Source organism: Pedobacter sp. NEAU-ZC8 (assembly GCF_059278965.1).
This window is the reverse complement of sequence record NZ_JCAJXC010000012.1, coordinates 25,442-40,665: the sequence shown is the minus strand read 5'-3', so window position 1 is coordinate 40,665 and position 15,224 is coordinate 25,442. Positions and strand designations below refer to the sequence as shown.

15 protein-coding genes are annotated in these 15,224 nt (G+C 46.5%); 11 read left to right on the top strand and 4 right to left on the bottom strand.

What is annotated here, in order from left to right:
- Positions 1-12 precede the first annotated feature (12 nt).
- Complete coding sequence (locus tag AC5WJX_RS10995; protein WP_494484543.1) at positions 13-354, top strand: HopJ type III effector protein; 342 nt, start codon at positions 13-15, stop codon at positions 352-354.
- Between the two features lie 4 nt (positions 355-358).
- On the opposite strand, the gene AC5WJX_RS10990 is transcribed toward AC5WJX_RS10995, so the two are convergent.
- A complete protein-coding gene (locus AC5WJX_RS10990; RefSeq protein WP_440429066.1) occupies positions 359-1,123 on the bottom strand; it encodes an SDR family NAD(P)-dependent oxidoreductase in 765 nt (254 codons plus the stop codon).
- Between the two features lie 124 nt (positions 1,124-1,247).
- Between AC5WJX_RS10990 and AC5WJX_RS10985 the strand changes: the two genes are divergently transcribed.
- Both AC5WJX_RS10985 and AC5WJX_RS10980 read left to right on the top strand, forming a co-directional pair.
- The gene (locus AC5WJX_RS10985; protein WP_494484542.1) at positions 1,248-1,985 is read left to right on the top strand and encodes a hypothetical protein; all 738 of its coding nucleotides are present in this window, start codon (positions 1,248-1,250) and stop codon (positions 1,983-1,985) included.
- Between the two features lie 7 nt (positions 1,986-1,992).
- Positions 1,993-2,742 (top strand): Dph6-related ATP pyrophosphatase, encoded by a 750-nt coding sequence (locus tag AC5WJX_RS10980; protein ID WP_494484541.1) that lies wholly within the window; start codon positions 1,993-1,995, stop codon positions 2,740-2,742.
- A gap of 44 nt (positions 2,743-2,786) precedes the next feature.
- On the opposite strand, the gene efp is transcribed toward AC5WJX_RS10980, so the two are convergent.
- Positions 2,787-3,347 carry an elongation factor P gene (gene efp, locus AC5WJX_RS10975; protein ID WP_440429068.1) on the bottom strand — a complete coding sequence of 187 codons (561 nt, stop codon included), beginning with the start codon at positions 3,345-3,347 and terminating at the stop codon, positions 2,787-2,789.
- Between the two features lie 220 nt (positions 3,348-3,567).
- Between efp and AC5WJX_RS10970 the strand changes: the two genes are divergently transcribed.
- From AC5WJX_RS10970 to AC5WJX_RS10945, 6 genes are read left to right on the top strand one after another with little or no spacing between them, the layout of a single operon-like run.
- On the top strand, positions 3,568-4,020 hold the full coding sequence (locus AC5WJX_RS10970) for an SRPBCC family protein (RefSeq protein WP_494484540.1): 453 nt from the start codon (positions 3,568-3,570) through the stop codon (positions 4,018-4,020).
- Positions 4,017-4,385 (top strand): iron chaperone, encoded by a 369-nt coding sequence (locus tag AC5WJX_RS10965; RefSeq protein WP_494484539.1) that lies wholly within the window; start codon positions 4,017-4,019, stop codon positions 4,383-4,385. Before AC5WJX_RS10970 ends, AC5WJX_RS10965 begins: the two co-directional genes overlap by 4 nt.
- Before the next feature lie 3 nt (positions 4,386-4,388).
- Positions 4,389-5,231, top strand: a complete 843-nt coding sequence (locus AC5WJX_RS10960; RefSeq protein ID WP_440429071.1) for a VOC family protein — start codon at positions 4,389-4,391, stop codon at positions 5,229-5,231.
- 21 nt (positions 5,232-5,252) lie between these two features.
- Positions 5,253-5,969, top strand: a complete 717-nt coding sequence (locus AC5WJX_RS10955; RefSeq protein ID WP_494484538.1) for a class I SAM-dependent methyltransferase — start codon at positions 5,253-5,255, stop codon at positions 5,967-5,969.
- Positions 5,970-6,028: 59 nt separating this feature from the next.
- The gene (locus tag AC5WJX_RS10950; RefSeq protein ID WP_440429073.1) at positions 6,029-6,319 is read left to right on the top strand and encodes a YciI family protein; all 291 of its coding nucleotides are present in this window, start codon (positions 6,029-6,031) and stop codon (positions 6,317-6,319) included.
- Between the two features lie 11 nt (positions 6,320-6,330).
- Positions 6,331-6,900: a cyclodeaminase/cyclohydrolase family protein gene (locus AC5WJX_RS10945; protein WP_494484537.1), complete on the top strand. Its 570-nt coding sequence runs from the start codon at positions 6,331-6,333 to the stop codon at positions 6,898-6,900.
- Here the strand turns inward: AC5WJX_RS10945 and AC5WJX_RS10940 are convergent.
- On the bottom strand, positions 6,897-8,198 hold the full coding sequence (locus tag AC5WJX_RS10940) for a BamA/TamA family outer membrane protein (protein WP_494484536.1): 1,302 nt from the start codon (positions 8,196-8,198) through the stop codon (positions 6,897-6,899). The two genes, AC5WJX_RS10945 and AC5WJX_RS10940, sit on opposite strands and share 4 nt — an antisense overlap.
- A gap of 38 nt (positions 8,199-8,236) precedes the next feature.
- Positions 8,237-10,348 (bottom strand): S9 family peptidase, encoded by a 2,112-nt coding sequence (locus AC5WJX_RS10935; protein WP_494484535.1) that lies wholly within the window; start codon positions 10,346-10,348, stop codon positions 8,237-8,239.
- 261 nt (positions 10,349-10,609) lie between these two features.
- On the opposite strand from AC5WJX_RS10935, the gene AC5WJX_RS10930 reads away from it, so the two are divergent.
- Together AC5WJX_RS10930 and AC5WJX_RS10925 are read left to right on the top strand one after the other, a co-directional pair.
- Positions 10,610-13,765 (top strand): SusC/RagA family TonB-linked outer membrane protein, encoded by a 3,156-nt coding sequence (locus tag AC5WJX_RS10930; protein ID WP_494484534.1) that lies wholly within the window; start codon positions 10,610-10,612, stop codon positions 13,763-13,765.
- Between the two features lie 10 nt (positions 13,766-13,775).
- A complete protein-coding gene (locus AC5WJX_RS10925) occupies positions 13,776-15,209 on the top strand; it encodes a SusD/RagB family nutrient-binding outer membrane lipoprotein (protein ID WP_494484533.1) in 1,434 nt (477 codons plus the stop codon).
- The last annotated feature ends 15 nt before the right edge of the window (positions 15,210-15,224 follow it).

The following is a 15,224-nucleotide window of genomic DNA, read 5'->3' as shown; positions in this document are numbered from 1 at the left end:
ATAAAGATCCTTATGGAAGCAAAAATCGTTGAACTACTTACAAAGCTTAAAACAAACAGCATCTTGTTTAATGATGTCATCAGCTTTATTGAGCAGCATTATGAACATCGTCCCACTGCATTCAGGAATGGTGCGCATTCAAATGAAGCAACGCAAAACCAAGGCAGTGCTAAGGTTTTCAGCTTTGCTAAACTAAATCATCTTGAAAAAGAAGATACCCTGCAGTTGTTTGCTGAACATTACCAATCCGTTTGCAATACGCCTGATGGCTCAGATCATCAGAACATCAGGCAATTTATGCTTCATGGCTGGGATGGAATCCAGTTTGAAGGCGAAGCGCTTCGTCCCAGGTAGCAAGTTAGCTTCTGAGGTATGAGGCACCATTGATATCGGCAATCCCGCCGCTGGTAAATTCCAGTCCTTCACTTGCATAAACGGCGACAAGTCTTGCGACTTCTTCAGGTTTAGCTACACGGCCATACGGGCTTTGCTGTTTGATAGCTTCGCCACTTGCACCTTCAAGCTTTTCTGCAGCCATTTCTGTGGAAACATAACCTGGCGCAATGATGTGTACACTAATGTTGTGGGGAGCGAGCACGAGCGCAAGCGACTGACTCATCGAGTTGATACCAGCCTTGGAAGCGCCATATGCAGGATTCTCGGGCTCACCCCGGAAAGCACCTCGCGATGAAATGTTAATGATCTTGCCCGATTGCTGAGGTACCATAATCTTAGAGGCAAAATAGCACATGTTTGCCGGCCCCATCAGATTGGCGTTTAAGGTATGCGACCAACTGTTTTGCCAATGTTCAAAGTCATCTTGCAGTATTCTATGCGGAAGGTGTACTGCCGCATTATTTACGAGAATATCCAGCCGGTCGTACTTTTCGCTAAAACGCTGGAACATCTGGGAAATGGATGTCGGGTTGCCAAGATCGAGTTGGAAGCATGCATGATTCCCCGGACCTAAGGCCTTCAATGTTTGTTCTGCAGCCTCCAGGTTTCCCGAATAGGTAAACGCAACCTGAGCGCCAGCTTCAGCGAACAGTTTTGCTGTTACTGCGCCGATCCCTCTGGATCCTCCGGTAATCAGTACCGTTTTATTTGTAAAGTCGAATTTCATGTCTAAAAATATTGATTTTGTGTTTAAGGCTATCTTCCAAATAGAGAATCTCTGGAATTTTAGGCGCTTGTTAAACTATATTGCTGGACTGAAATTTGCAACACTCATGATTTTCAAACATCCTATGGTAAACAACACACACTCATCAACAGCTTTAGGCCCGGTTAAGTTTAAAGGTCGTCTCACAAAATCGTTTGTTTTTAATCGCTGCAAGCAACTGAGCCTCATTCTGCTTTCATTTTCCCTTCTTTTCTCTTGTACTGAAAGTCAGAAAACTACTTCAGGAGCATCCGGAGATCAAAGCACGCAGAGCAGCAATGAGCTTGTCGCGGTAGGAACTGGCTCAAGACCAGCCAATGCACCTATTGTTGTTCCTTCTGATTCGCTTATTGTTCCTGGGGAAGGACTGGGAAACATTAAGCTGGATGCGGACGCAGCACCAATTATGAAGAAGTTTGGAAAACCAGACGCTGGCGATGCCGCAATGGGGAAAGCTGTAGCAACCTGGTTCGAGCAGCACGACTCCACAGGACATGCCTTATCAATTTTCACTGCGAAGGACATGGGTAATAGTCCTGTCGCTAAAGTGAAGCAGATCCGGGTGACTGCGCCGGCATATAAGACCGAGCAAGGAATAGGTGCGTTCTCAACACTAACCGAGATTCAGAAGGTCTTTAAGGTCAGGAAAGAGAAAGGCTACCAGATTAAACAAGAACAGATCGCTGTTTATGCAGATCCCTCGGGAATAGCATTCGAGGTCGACAAAGATGGACGTTGCATTGGCATTGTTGTCTATGCAAAAGGAGATTTACATCCGGATACTTACGCCAGATTGGTGCCGGGCAGCATCATCAGCAAATAAAAAGATTTTGAACAAGCTAAAAACCTATTTCAACTGGAGTACAGGCAAGGATTCTGCGCTAGCATTACATTATTTGCTGCAAGATGAAAGGTACGCTGTCGGCCAACTCGTCACAACCATCAACCAACACCATGATCGGGTAACAATGCATGGATTGCGCAGGTCCCTGCTCCTTGATCAAATGTCCGCATTGGGCATTCCGCATCGCACAATCGAATTGCCTGAACAGCCTGATATGGAAACATACAACATATTGATGGCTGATGCCACCAGGGCTTTAAAGTCTGAGGGATTCAGCCATGCCGCTTTTGGAGATATATTTCTGGAAGATCTTAGAGCCTATCGTGAACGGCAGCTTGCACAGTTCCAGGTGGAGGCGGTATTTCCGCTTTGGCAAAAAAACACTTTGCAGCTCTTAAAAGAGTTTATAGATTTGGGCTTCAAGGCTATTGTGGTATGTGTCGATGCCAGCAAATTGGATGCTTCTTTTGCAGGCAGATTACTTGACGAAACCTTCTTAAAAGACCTGCCTGCTCATGTAGATCCCTGTGGTGAAAACGGGGAGTTTCACACCTTTTGTTTTGAAGGACCAATCTTCAAACATGCCGTACCCTTTGAGGTAGGTGAGCGCGTTTACCGGGAGTACCCTGCGCCCGCAGGCAAAGGGCCAGAGGCCAAGAGTGGCTTTTGGTATTGTGATTTGCTGCAGCATCGGGCGGAGCACAAAAAAACGCCCGAGATTGATCGGGCGTTTTAAAATTAAAAAAAATGGGTGTCCAGCGCGTTGGCTGCGGAATTGATTTATTTAACGCGTTCCACGTATTCGCCAGTGCGTGTATCAACTTTGATTTTATCGCCTTGATTAACGAACAAGGGTACTTTCAGTTCAACACCGTTTTCGGTAGTAGCCATCTTTAAAGCGCCCGAAGAGGTATCTCCTTTGACTGCTGGTTCAGAATAAGTTATCTCCAGTTCTACAAAGTTCGGTGCCTGGGCCATAATAGGTTCTTCGTTTTCTAAGGAAACCAATACGTCCATACCTTCTTTGATAAATCTTGCCGATTGACCAAACAGTGCTTTTGGCACATTAAACTGCTCGAAAGTATTGTTGTCCATCACCACGAAATAATCTCCCTCTTCATATAGGTATTGATAATCGTTTGTCTCTACACGGCAAATTTCCACCTGTTCGTCGGTGTTCAAACGTGCTTCCACGATTCTGGAGGTCTTTATATTACGAAACTTACCCAAGTAGAATGCTCCGCCTTTGCCGGGTGTACGGTGAATAAATTCTACAACCGTAACCAGCTCGCCATTGAACCGTAATATATTTCCCACTTTGATTTCAGATGCCTTCGCCATAATGTTTTAAAAATTTGTGCCAAATATAGAGGCTTATTTGAATTAATGCGAGTTGCTTAAGGATTATGTTACACGCCCAGGCCTTTATCCTCCTGATTTCTTGTCCTAAGACAAGTGCAGAACATCTGAATTCACTTAGTTTTGATAGGGCTTCAAGCTGTTACCGGCAGCGGCCAAACGATGAGAAATCCGGCGTTTTCGGTTATTTAAATGAATAAATATGGAAAGGTTAAAATTTAACACTCAAATTGAGGCATCTGTTGACCAGGTGTTCAACACCATGCTTGATAAAGAGGGCTACAAACAGTGGACATCCGTTTTTTGCAGTACATCTGATTTTGAAGGTAGCTGGAAAGCGGGAGAAAAGATCAAGTTTGTGGCCACGAACAAAGAAGGCAAACGGGAAGGTATGCTTGGTCGCGTGAAGGCATACGTTCCAAACGACTTTGTATCTGTAGAATATTATGGTATGCTTGATGGGGAACAGGAGGTTACCGAAGGAGAAGCTGCAGAGGGCTTCCGGGGCATGTATGAGAACTTCTCCTTTGAACCTAGCGGTAGTGGAACCAACGTCACGGTAGACGTTGATGTAGAGGATGCATTTAAAACTTACCTGTCGGAGACTTACCCGAAAGCGCTGGACCGGCTAAAAGAGATCTGCGAGCAATCATGAAAGACTTTGAAAGCATAAGCAGCTACATCGATGCCTGCCCGGAGCCACAGCGGGACCTGCTTCTCGAAATGAGAAGAATTATCAGCAAGGCAGCTCCTGAAGCATCCGAGGCCATCAACTATGGTATGCCTACCTATAAGCTGCACGGCAATTTAGTACATTTCGCAGCTGCTAAGAAGCACATGGGCTTTTATCCAGGCCCTTCGGCGATCTCAGCATTCGCAACCGATCTGGCGGAGTATAAAACGTCGAAAGGGGCAATTCAGCTTCCGCTCCATAAGGCGCTCCCGGTAGCTTTAATCGAAGCGATTGTACAATTTAGAGTCAGGGAACAGCAGAAATTACATCAATTAAAATCAATTTAAGCCATGAATACATCGATTTTTCCATGCATCTGGTATGACGGCAATGCAGAAGAGGCAGCAACGTTTTACTGTAAAGCATTTGAAGGTGCCAGTATGAGTACATGTACACCATTGATTGTGACTTTCCAAATCAAAGGTAGGCAGTTTATGGGCATGAACGGAGGTCCGGGTGTCAAGCCGAATCCTTCAATTTCTTTTTTCAATATCTGTGCGTCTGCGGAGGAGATCCAAAATGCTTGGGACCTGCTGGCAGCGGAGGGATTGATTATGATGCCGCTCGACCAATATCCATGGAATGAGCGGTACGGCTGGGTACAGGATAAGTTCGGCGTCTGCTGGCAATTGATGCTCGCTGATGCGCAAAACAAACCTGATGTTTTTCCCGCATTGATGTTTGCTGGCGAACAAAACGGCAGGGCGCAGCAAGCGATAGATCTTTATACCTCTTTATTCAATAACGCGTCCATCGAAGTGCTCGCAAAATACGAACCCGGAGAAGGTGACATTCCTGGAAATATCAAACATGCGCAGATAATGCTTGATGGCATGAGGCTGGGTGCAATGGAAAGCAGCATGCAGCACAATTTTCAGTTTAACTGGGGTGTGAGTCTGGTCATCAACTGTGACACACAGGAGGAGATTGACTTCTTTTGGCTAAACCTTACTGAAGGAGGAAAGGAAAGCAAATGTGGCTGGTGCCAGGATGCTTTCGGAGTTTGGTGGCAAGTTGTACCAAGTATATTGGGTTCTTTGATGACTGATCCGGATAAAGCTCCTAAAGTTATGGATGCCTTTTTGAAGATGACAAAATTCGATATTGAAGCGATTAAACGTGCCGCGGCTTAAGAATTTTGGCGATATTCAGGTATGGTAATAAGAAAATTAACATACCCGCTGTTGATGGCTTTGTTGGCCTCGAGTTTTTCTGCTTGCGGCCAGCAGAAAAATGATGGTTATTCAAGCAAGGCAGCATCAAAGTATGGTACCGGTAAGGTTTACATGGGGCGGGAAATCGCGGCGGTCATGAGCTTCGATGGCGTCGACTGGCTTGAACGCAGTAGCCGTATGCAGGAAGAGCAGACAGCTTTAGCAATCAAGAATCTCCCTGTCGGCAAGAATAGTGTTGTTGCAGATGTTGGTGCAGGTTCTGGTTTCTACACCTTTAAAATTGCCGAGCGGGTACCGGATGGAAAGGTATATGCCGTAGAGATTCAAGATGATGCCATCGCCTACCTGCAGCAAAAAAGCAAGGATTTGAAGCTGAACAATGTGGCAGTTGTAAAAGGTTCAGCTACGGGACCAAACCTGCCTAAACAGGCAATTGATCTGGTGATTATGGTTGATGTTTACCATGAACTCGAACATCCTAAAGCGTTTCTGGAAGCTATAAAAGCGGCCTTAAAACCCGGCGGTAAGCTGCTGTTGCTGGAATATAAAGCGGAAGACCCTAACGTCAGGATCAAAGCGGAGCATAAGATGTCAGTTGCTCAGGTTCAACGTGAACTTGGCGCAAGTGGGTACCATCTCGTTCAAAGAGGCGATTTTCTTCCGCTGCAACATTTTCTGGTGTTTGAAAAGGACTAAAGTACAAACAATAGCAGCTGTTGCAGGTTGTAGTAATATCGCTTAATTTGCCTGCCGAAATGAAACAATATTTAATTACCGGGTACGACCATACTGATCCCGAAGCCTTGGAACGTCGCATGAGCGTGCGTGAACAACACCTGGAAAACGTCCGTAATCTGAAAAAGAGTGGCAACCACATTCTAGGCGGCGCGATACTTAACGATCAGGGCATGATGATCGGTTCTTCTATGGTGCTCCAGTTCGAAACTGACGAGGCTTTTAACAGCTGGCTGGAAAATGAAATATACATTACCGCAAAAGTCTGGGACAAAGTTGATATCCGTCCATTTCGTGTTGCTGAAGTATAGTGGTGGCAAAGTTGGAAACCAAGCAGCGCCTCCAGGATCTTAGCCTACGGGAGTTCCTGGAGCGAACCAGCCGGGAGAGACCCCAGATCACCGGTGGCTGTGTATTGCTTACCAATGCTAGTTTAAATGCCGCGATGATTCTCATGGCGCTGAAGATCAGTCTTAAAAGAAGCAAAGAGCCCGGGCAGGGGCGACAGCTGCGTCAAAAAATAAAATCCATTTCCAATCTTCAAACCAAACTCATTGAGGCTGCCGCCCGGGACCTGCAGGTGTTCGATGAGTACCGGCTGATACTAAGATCCAAAGCGAAAAACCGGCAGGCGCGCTTAGATCAGGCCTTGCAGAATGCAACAGATTCTTTACTGGACGTATGTAAAACTTTGAAAAAGTGCTCCGTCGACACTGAAGCGGCGAAAGCCTTAACCAATCCTACTGTTTTGAGTGATTTAAATGCCGGGCAGATGATCTTTGAAGCTGTTTTCACAGCGTTGATTGCATTAGCTGAAGGTAACATTGCATCTATGCCGGCAGAAGCACAGTCGAAGTATGAACGTTGGAAAGAGGATCTGAAGGCCTCCTAGAATGCTTCGTTGAGCCCCAGGAACAATCCTCTTTTCCCATAGTTACCGAAAGCATAATCCAAACAAAGATTTGTCCGTGTTGCCTTATTGAACAGCACACGTAATCCTGCACCTCCACCTGGTTGCCATTTATCGAAGAGCTTAACGCCACTTTCATCGTTAGCTGTCTGAATGTTAAAGAATGTCACGCCTGCTAAAAACTTGTTTCTTGTAATTGGAAAACGGTATTCCACCTCGGAATTAAAGTATTTGGTGCCTTTGAAATAGGCTATCGTATAACCGCGTCCACTTCTTGCATTTACATCTTTGCCGGGGCCCGGGAGTTCCAGGTAGGGCAGATCGCCACTAACCAGGTAAGAGCCCCAATTCCAAAATGCCAACACGTGATCCGGATTCCGTTTGGAAAGACTCCAGTATTTCCGGAAGTCCGTTGTAAATTGAACTGCATTTTTTGAACTCCCCATCCAGCTTTGATTTAAGCGGAAACCTGCATCAGCATAGATTCCTTTGTATGCACGGTTTTGATTATCCCTTGTGGTGTATTGAACGTTGAACAGTAAGCCATTGGCGCTGTAGCCGCTCCGCTTGAAGCCATGACGGTCCATGTAGATGTTGTATGGTGTTAGTTCCGTGTCGGAGTTACGGTCTTCAACATTACGGCGGATGTCGAACGAAACTCCAGCCCCGAAGAACAGGTTTTCCCTGAGTTGCTTATAAACCTTCTCGCGGAAATTGTAGAATTCACCGTGGAGCACGTAAGGTTTGCGCTCCGCATTCGTCAGTGCCTCATCTTCAGGGCTCGCGGTTGAGCCCTGGCCAATACCGAGCCCGTAATCGGGTGTAACCGTTTTTGCAGCGACCAGACTACCCTGCAGGTTCCATTTGTTGCCGGGGGTGAACACATTGTGGCTTAAGTAAGCATATATAATACCCTTGGTAGTTATGGAAGCCGAGGTTGCAGCGACAGACATCAGGGTGTTCGGATCTTTTCCAAGTACGCGTCCTGCAACCGCCTTTATCCCAATTTGTGCACCGATACTGGGGTTATAGGCTACATTGGGCATTAAGGTGATTCCTGACTTCTTCTTGTAAGGGTTAATCGTTTTATTTGGCGTAAAAATACTTCTAATAGCATCAGCTACATCATATTGTTTGTAGGTTGAATCTGGAGGCCTGATCACCTTTGATCCATCTTTACCCAGTGAATCTGCTTTAAGACTATCAACGGTGGTTTCAACCTGGCTATATACGATAACAGGCAATAGAAATGTAATTAAACAAAGGAGTGTTTTCTTCAAAATACTGATTTTTAAAAAAGAGAACAAACTTCAAACCATTATGGTTTAAGCTGCTTTATGAAGAAATTGACCATTGCCTGGTTGACCTTCATCAGGTTTCCATATTTCATCCAATGATGCGTGTCATCCGGGATTACCAACGTTTCCAGTTCCACACCTTTTTCAGAAAGCCGTTTGTAGAGATCTATGCTATGGGCAAATGAAACGTTGCGGTCATCATCTCCGTGAATCAACAGCACCGGCGACGTCCAGGTTTCCAGATACGCAATGGGCGAGGAGGCCCAGGCAGTTTTGGAAGCTTCCAAATGGTCAGGCGCTTTCTCGTACCGGTTCGGCCCGAGCGAACCATCGCTGTCTTGTGTTCTTTCACTCAGGCTATGAATACTTACACCTGCAGCGAAAAGCTTGGAGTCTTTGGCCAAGGCCATATTGGTGAGGTAACCACCATAGGAGCCGCCGTAAACTCCTATTCTCCTTGCGTCGATATCTTGTTGTGCTGCCAGCCATCGCCCGGCCGCAACAATGTCCTGATATTCTTCAGCACCGTTTTCTCCATTCTTTCCAACCCGTTGAAAAGCATCACCATAACCAATACCCATCCGGTAATTCACGGATAGCACATCAAAGCCCAGACTTGCCAGGTATTGATTGGTCGCATAGGCATTTGAATAATATTCGGAATAGTTCCATCCCAATAACATCTGCCTCGAGGGTCCGCCGTGTATGTATACGATCGCCGGCTTTTTACCAGCCTTGCGCTTTGCCCTAAAAAGCTGGGCATGTATTTTCTTCCCGTCCGGAGCACTGAAGATCACCTGTTCCGGTGTGACGAGCTGACTGACAGGGAAGGATCCTGGAATAAGTTCTTTTCCCAGGACTTTGGTATTCGTTGAAAAGTTTTTCTTCTGTTCAAGGTTCAATACCGCAGGAAGTGGGGGTTGTTGCCCGATGCTGGTGATAAATGCCAAATGTTTTCCATCCCCTGTGACTGTCGGCGTCCACTCCAGATTAGAACCTTCGCTCAATACTGTCATGCTAGCTCGATCTACCGGCACCAAGGCGATGTGTCTCCGGTCAATATCCTTTGCATCTTTTCCAGTGTTTGCACTGAAGTAAATCTCCGTTTTATCTGCATTCAAATTTACATGCTCAACCATAAAGTTGCCCGGCGTGAGTAGTGTAGGCTCGCCACCATCAGCGCTTAAGCTGTAGAGATGTGACCAGCCGTCGGCTGCCGAAACAAAGATGATACGATCCTTAGCAGCCCAATGCAGGTTACTGCCGCCATGGGTTGCAGGTAAATTACCCGCGAGCGTAGCCGGGGCTTTCCAAAGCTGGGTGGCTCGTTGATCAACAAGGTTGATTTTCCAGATGGACCAGGGCTGGTGCTGAGGTTGAAGCAGTGGCTGAGGCTTACCTCCAATTCCTTCCGTTCGCACAAAGACCAGGCTTTTACCATCAGGCGACCATCTCGGCGATCTGTCGCGATGAAAAGATGGCGCCATCCAGGTGACAGCACTATCGGTGAATTTATAGACACCGATAAATGCATGATCCTGTCGCTGCGCAACAAAGGCAATCGCAGAACCGTCTGGCGCCCATGGCAGATCATTTAGCCGGCCGCGTGGCGTAAATAGTAATTTCGCTGGTGCTGTTCCATCCAGGGGAGCGATCCAGGCAGCGCCCTTCCGCATAAAGACCAGTCGCTTTCCGTCAGGTGCAATTGCAGGCTCATCACCTTCGCCAATCCGGATATGCTTTTTTCCGTCGAAGGATACGGCATGGATCTCCACTTTCGGAGGTTCTGCTTTAGCGTTGACATTCACCGGTTCATCATCGTTCCAGTTGGAACCGTGATCGCCACCTCGTACAAACACGACCCAATGGCCGTCCGGCGTTAACGAGAGACTGCTGATCTCCTGTCCATCATCTTCTAGGTAAGCCGTTAGTTTTCGGGCCTTAAAATTCGGTGCTTCGGCGACATACACATTGCGTTTACCTATTTCGTCCATTGCCCAGGTAATCCTTGAAGTCTTTGCCGAACCGGTTAGTGCGGTTGGAAAAGGATAGTTTCTAACATCTTCGAGTTTGTATTGCTGCGCTTGAGCAGGTGTCGCCAGTATATAGGCAGCTATAAGTATCAGTAACAAAGATCTGGTGTAAACCTTCATGTCAGGTATGTGTAAGGGATGTTTATGGTTGAATTTGTCGTAAATCCTTCTAAAATATCGAAATTCTACTAATCTGTTCTGATTTTTTCATGCAATTAAGCAGAAAAATCCATAATATAGGGTTACCATATCATGTTCTCGCAATATCATGAGTCGCTTTCGCACAATTTGCCTGTCTATTTAATGCTTAAAGTCAAATTATACAATCAACCAACCATCAATCAAACCTAAATTATCATTATGAAAAGAAAGTTTACGCTATGTATTCTACCCATTCTCTTCTTCTGTGCTTCTGCTGTGCTTGCACAAACCAGGGATATAAGTGGTAAAGTTTCCCAGGCCGACAACGGTGCTGCTTTACCCGGAGTAGTGGTCAAAGTCAAAGGCAGTTCAACAGCAGTCTCAACCAACAATGCGGGGGATTACCAGATCAAAGTGCCTTCAGGAAATGTGACACTAACTTTCAGTTATGTGGGTTTCGTGTCTCAAGGCATTGTTGTTGGTAACCGGTCGCGCATCAATGTTTCGCTCGCTACTGCTTCGCAGGAATTAAATGAGGTAGTAGTTACGGCCTTGGGGATTAAGCGCGAGGAGCGCTCACTGGCCTACACTGCTCAAAGCATTAAAGGTCCGGAATTGACCCAAAACAGGCAGAGCAATGTCGTGAACGCCATTCAGGGTAAAGTTGCCGGTGTGACCATCAGCAGTACCGGTGGTGCTCCAGGGCAGGGTGCACGGATTCAGATCCGGGGCGTGAACTCGATAGACCCAAGTCGCGACAACCAGCCATTGTTTGTCATAGACGGCATATTCATGGATAACAGTACATCCACCCAGGGCTCAGGTGCATACGGAATGAGTAACCGTGCAGTGGACATCAATCCAGATGATATTGAATCCATGAACATCCTGCGTGGGGGTGCAGCAACAGCACTTTACGGATTAAGGGGTGCGAACGGAGTAGTTGTAATCACAACCAAATCAGGACGAGCAGGCACCATAAAGATTGATTATCAGGGTACCTTTGGCCTGGAGAACGTAAACACCATGCCTGAGCTGCAGAATAAGTTTACGCAAGGCTGGAGAGGGGAATACAATGCTGAAGACTTCTGGCCATCCTGGGGTCCAACCGTCGCTGAAGGGATTGCAGAAGACCCTAGCCATCCTGCGCAGCTCTTCAATCATATGAGAGATGCTTTTCAAACCGGCAGTCAGTACCGCAATGGTATCACCGTGTCTGGAGGATCCGAAAAGATGACCTTTCTAACCTCGGTCTCTCAACTGCAACATAACGGTATTCTGCCTTCCACCAATTTTAAAAACTATCAAGGACGATTAAACACCACTTTTAAACCGAGTGATAAATTTGATGCAGGTGCTTCCATCAGTGTAAATAATTCCGGGGGGCGTCGCTACAATGCAGGCAGATATATCGAACAACTGATCTACTGGTCACCCCGGCATGATGTAAATGACTATCTGGAAGAGAATGGAACCATGCGTTCTTATGGTTCGACAACCAACCCCAGGTATCAGGCGGAATCACAGCATTTCACAGACGACGTAATGCGCTTCGTCGGGAGTGCCAACGCATCTTATCAACCTTTCAAATGGCTGAATCTAAGTTACCGCGCTGGACTCGATACCTACCGGGATAACAGGCTAATGACCGCTCCCGGCGCGCAGGGGCTTGTTGGTGAACGGCTGGTGGAAGATAATGGTACCCCGGCATTTCCGGGAATGGGCCTGGTTAGTAACTATAGTGACAACTTCAGAAGCATTAACAGCACTTTCATTGCCAGCTTAACCCATACTTTTTCCACGGACTTCTCCGGTACCTTACGTCTTGGTCATGATTTGTACGACAGAAAGATCTACCGGAACAGTACAGAAGGATCTAATCTGACCGTCTTCAATTGGTACAATCTAGGAAATGCGAAATTCCTGACGGGGAATACTTATGAAGAAGATTATCGTTTGATGGGGATTTTCGGTGAGCTTTCCCTAAATTATAAGGATTATCTATACCTAACCCTCACCGGTAGAAATGATATTACCTCATCTTTGGTGCGGCCCAACAACTCCTTTTTTTATCCTTCTGCCAGTTTGAGCTACATTTTCTCTGATCACATTAAACTTCCGGAGGTGATCAGCAATGCGAAATTTAAGTTCTCTTATGCACAAATTGGAAAAGATGCAGGCGCCTATTCCACCAGTAGAGGCTTCGCTAATTACACCGGTTTGCCGACAGGCTATACAGGATTCACCCGCCCGAACCTTTTAGGTGATCCAAATTTAAGACCAGAATTCACCGATACCTATGAAGGTGGTTTTAGCTTTAAATTCTTCGCAGGCAGGTTAGGACTTGATGCAAATTATTATCATTCCCTAAGTAAAGATCAGATCATCAATGTGCCGATTTCTTCAACCACGGGGTATGTTACCGCTGCCGTAAACGCGGGCACGATGCGGAACAAAGGTATCGAGCTAACCTTATCCGGTACACCGGTAAAAAAGGAGAACTTTAGCTGGGAGACAACATTGAACTTTTCAGCAAACCGCAATAAGATCATTTCCTTACGCTCGGATCTTTCAGAGATCAATGCCGCAAACGAACATGGATATCTAAATGCCCGCGTTACCATGAAATTGGTTCCTGGTGAGGCATACGGAACCTTGTACGGCACCGAGTATAAGCGTTACTTCAGTCCTGATGAAATTGCAGCAGGGCTGGACAAATCTACGAACGCCAGCGATCCCTCCAGACCATTGTTGATCAGCGCAACTGGATTTCCAATCATCGGCGCAGCAGCAGACCAGAAAAAGCTGGGTAACATTCAACCCGATTGGATCGGCGGATGGAACAACACATTCCGTTACAAGGACTGGACATTAAACTTCTTGTTTGATGCCCGTATTGGTCAGGATCGATATAACCAGCTGGCCAACTACTATTCTGCTTTCGGAATGGCCAAGTACACCGAGAACCGTACAGAACATCGTGTATTTGAAGGTTTACTTGCAGATGGATCCCCGAACACCAGGGAGGTATGGCTAGGTCAGGGGGTTGATCCAGCGACCGGCATTGACTATGGAGATGGTTTTTACCGCCTTGTTCACAGAGGGGTGTCAGAGACCTTCGTTGAAGACGCATCATGGGTGCGCTTACGGTCGCTCTCTATTGGCTATTCACTGCCTAAAAAATGGCTCAGCAATGGCTTCGTGAAAAATGTAAATATGTCTGTAACCGGAAACAATCTGATCCTGTGGACCAAGTATGATGGTTTCGATCCGGAGAGTTCTACTACAAACAGCGGTTCTAATATTGAGGGATTTGCTGGTATGACTTACCCTGCAGTAAGAAGCTTCCTGTTCTCACTTAATGTTGGCTTTTAAATCTAGAAACATGAAAAGAAATTATAAAATAGCATTTTACTTTCTCCTGGTTGTGATCGTCGGGTCTGGTCAGGGATGTAAGAAGTACTTCGAATTGAACGAAAATCCCAATCAGGTGCAGAATCCACCGTTAAATGCACTACTATCCACCGCAACACAGAAAGCAGGATTAAACAGCCAGCGTTTTGCTGCATTTAACAACTACTATGCACAATACCTGGCGAGTCCAACCTCTGGCAGTAACACAGACACCTACCAGATCACGGATAATTCAAGTGAGTGGGATAATGCCTATTATGCCATGGCTGATTTGAACGACATGATCACGCGTGCTGAAAGTTCGGGAGCTACAGAACACCTGGGCGTCGCACAGTTGCTGATGGCATTCAATCTGGGCCTGGTAAATGATACCTGGGGTAGTGGACCGTACTCCGATGCATTTGGAACCAAGGGTAATCTTACGCCCAGTTATGACTCGGAAGAGGCGCTATATCAAACAGCACTCAGCCTGATCAATGAGAGCATTGCGAATCTTCAGAAGACAACTGCTACCCAGCAACTTGATGCAGCCTCTGATCTGATACATGGCGGCGATCGTGCAGCCTGGTTGAAAACTGCCTATGCGATTCAGGCAAGGTTTCTGAACAAGATCTCTAAAAAAGCGAGTTATAACCCTGCAGCTGTACTTACAGCAGTTGACAATTCCTATCAGTCTAATGCTGATGATGCAGGAATGGCGGTCTTTTCCGGTGTTAACCCCTGGGCACAGTTAGCCATAAATAACGCAGGTGCTTTACTTGGTGGATGGCTGTCCGACAATTTTGTGAATCATATGAACGGCACGAAATACGGCATCCTTGATCCAAGGATCTCGCATATTACCGACAAGACGGTGAACAATGATTATAAGGGAACCCGAAATGGCGCCGGAAACTTAGGTCCGGCACCGAGTACCGTCTTTGATGAAAATTATATCAGTTTAATTTCACCTTTGAGCACCCGGACATCTCCATTGTATCTGGTGACTTTTGCGGAGCTAAAGTTCGTAGAAGCAGAGGCTGCTTTCCGCTCGGGCCCTGCGGGACGTACCAGGGCGTATGCGGCATATCTAGCCGGTATCCGCGCGAGCATGGATAAATTCCAGGTGAGCACAGCTGAACGTGAAGCTTATATCGCTAATCCTGTAGTGGGTGTAGGGGAAGCCAACCTGACCTTAGATTTGATCTTTAAAGAAAAATATGCAGCGACCTATTTGAGCCCTGAGGCCTGGAATGATGCCAGGAGATATGATTACCAATACAAGGATTTCCGCTTGCCAGAAGGTGCGGTTTTAAATAATCCCATCAGACGCGTTGCTTATCCAACAGGAGAAAGATCAAAAAATGGTTCCAACGTTCCTGCTGATGTTTCTCTAGACACGCCATTATGGTGGGATCAACCTTAATCCGGGCGGGGCACC

Excerpts from the sequence above, each read along its gene's own strand:
- AC5WJX_RS10960 (WP_440429071.1), top strand. The coding sequence starts at position 4,389 with ATGAATACATCGATTTTTCCATGCATCTGGTATGACGGCAATGCAGAA.
- AC5WJX_RS10930 (WP_494484534.1), top strand. The coding sequence starts at position 10,610 with ATGAAAAGAAAGTTTACGCTATGTATTCTACCCATTCTCTTCTTCTGT.
- AC5WJX_RS10950 (WP_440429073.1), top strand. The coding sequence starts at position 6,029 with ATGAAACAATATTTAATTACCGGGTACGACCATACTGATCCCGAAGCC.
- AC5WJX_RS10970 (WP_494484540.1), top strand. The coding sequence starts at position 3,568 with ATGGAAAGGTTAAAATTTAACACTCAAATTGAGGCATCTGTTGACCAG.
- AC5WJX_RS10955 (WP_494484538.1), top strand. The coding sequence starts at position 5,253 with ATGGTAATAAGAAAATTAACATACCCGCTGTTGATGGCTTTGTTGGCC.
- efp (WP_440429068.1), bottom strand. The coding sequence starts at position 3,347 with ATGGCGAAGGCATCTGAAATCAAAGTGGGAAATATATTACGGTTCAAT.
- AC5WJX_RS10990 (WP_440429066.1), bottom strand. The coding sequence starts at position 1,123 with ATGAAATTCGACTTTACAAATAAAACGGTACTGATTACCGGAGGATCC.
- AC5WJX_RS10965 (WP_494484539.1), top strand. The coding sequence starts at position 4,017 with ATGAAAGACTTTGAAAGCATAAGCAGCTACATCGATGCCTGCCCGGAG.
- AC5WJX_RS10985 (WP_494484542.1), top strand. The coding sequence starts at position 1,248 with ATGGTAAACAACACACACTCATCAACAGCTTTAGGCCCGGTTAAGTTT.
- AC5WJX_RS10995 (WP_494484543.1), top strand. The coding sequence starts at position 13 with ATGGAAGCAAAAATCGTTGAACTACTTACAAAGCTTAAAACAAACAGC.
- AC5WJX_RS10925 (WP_494484533.1), top strand. The coding sequence starts at position 13,776 with ATGAAAAGAAATTATAAAATAGCATTTTACTTTCTCCTGGTTGTGATC.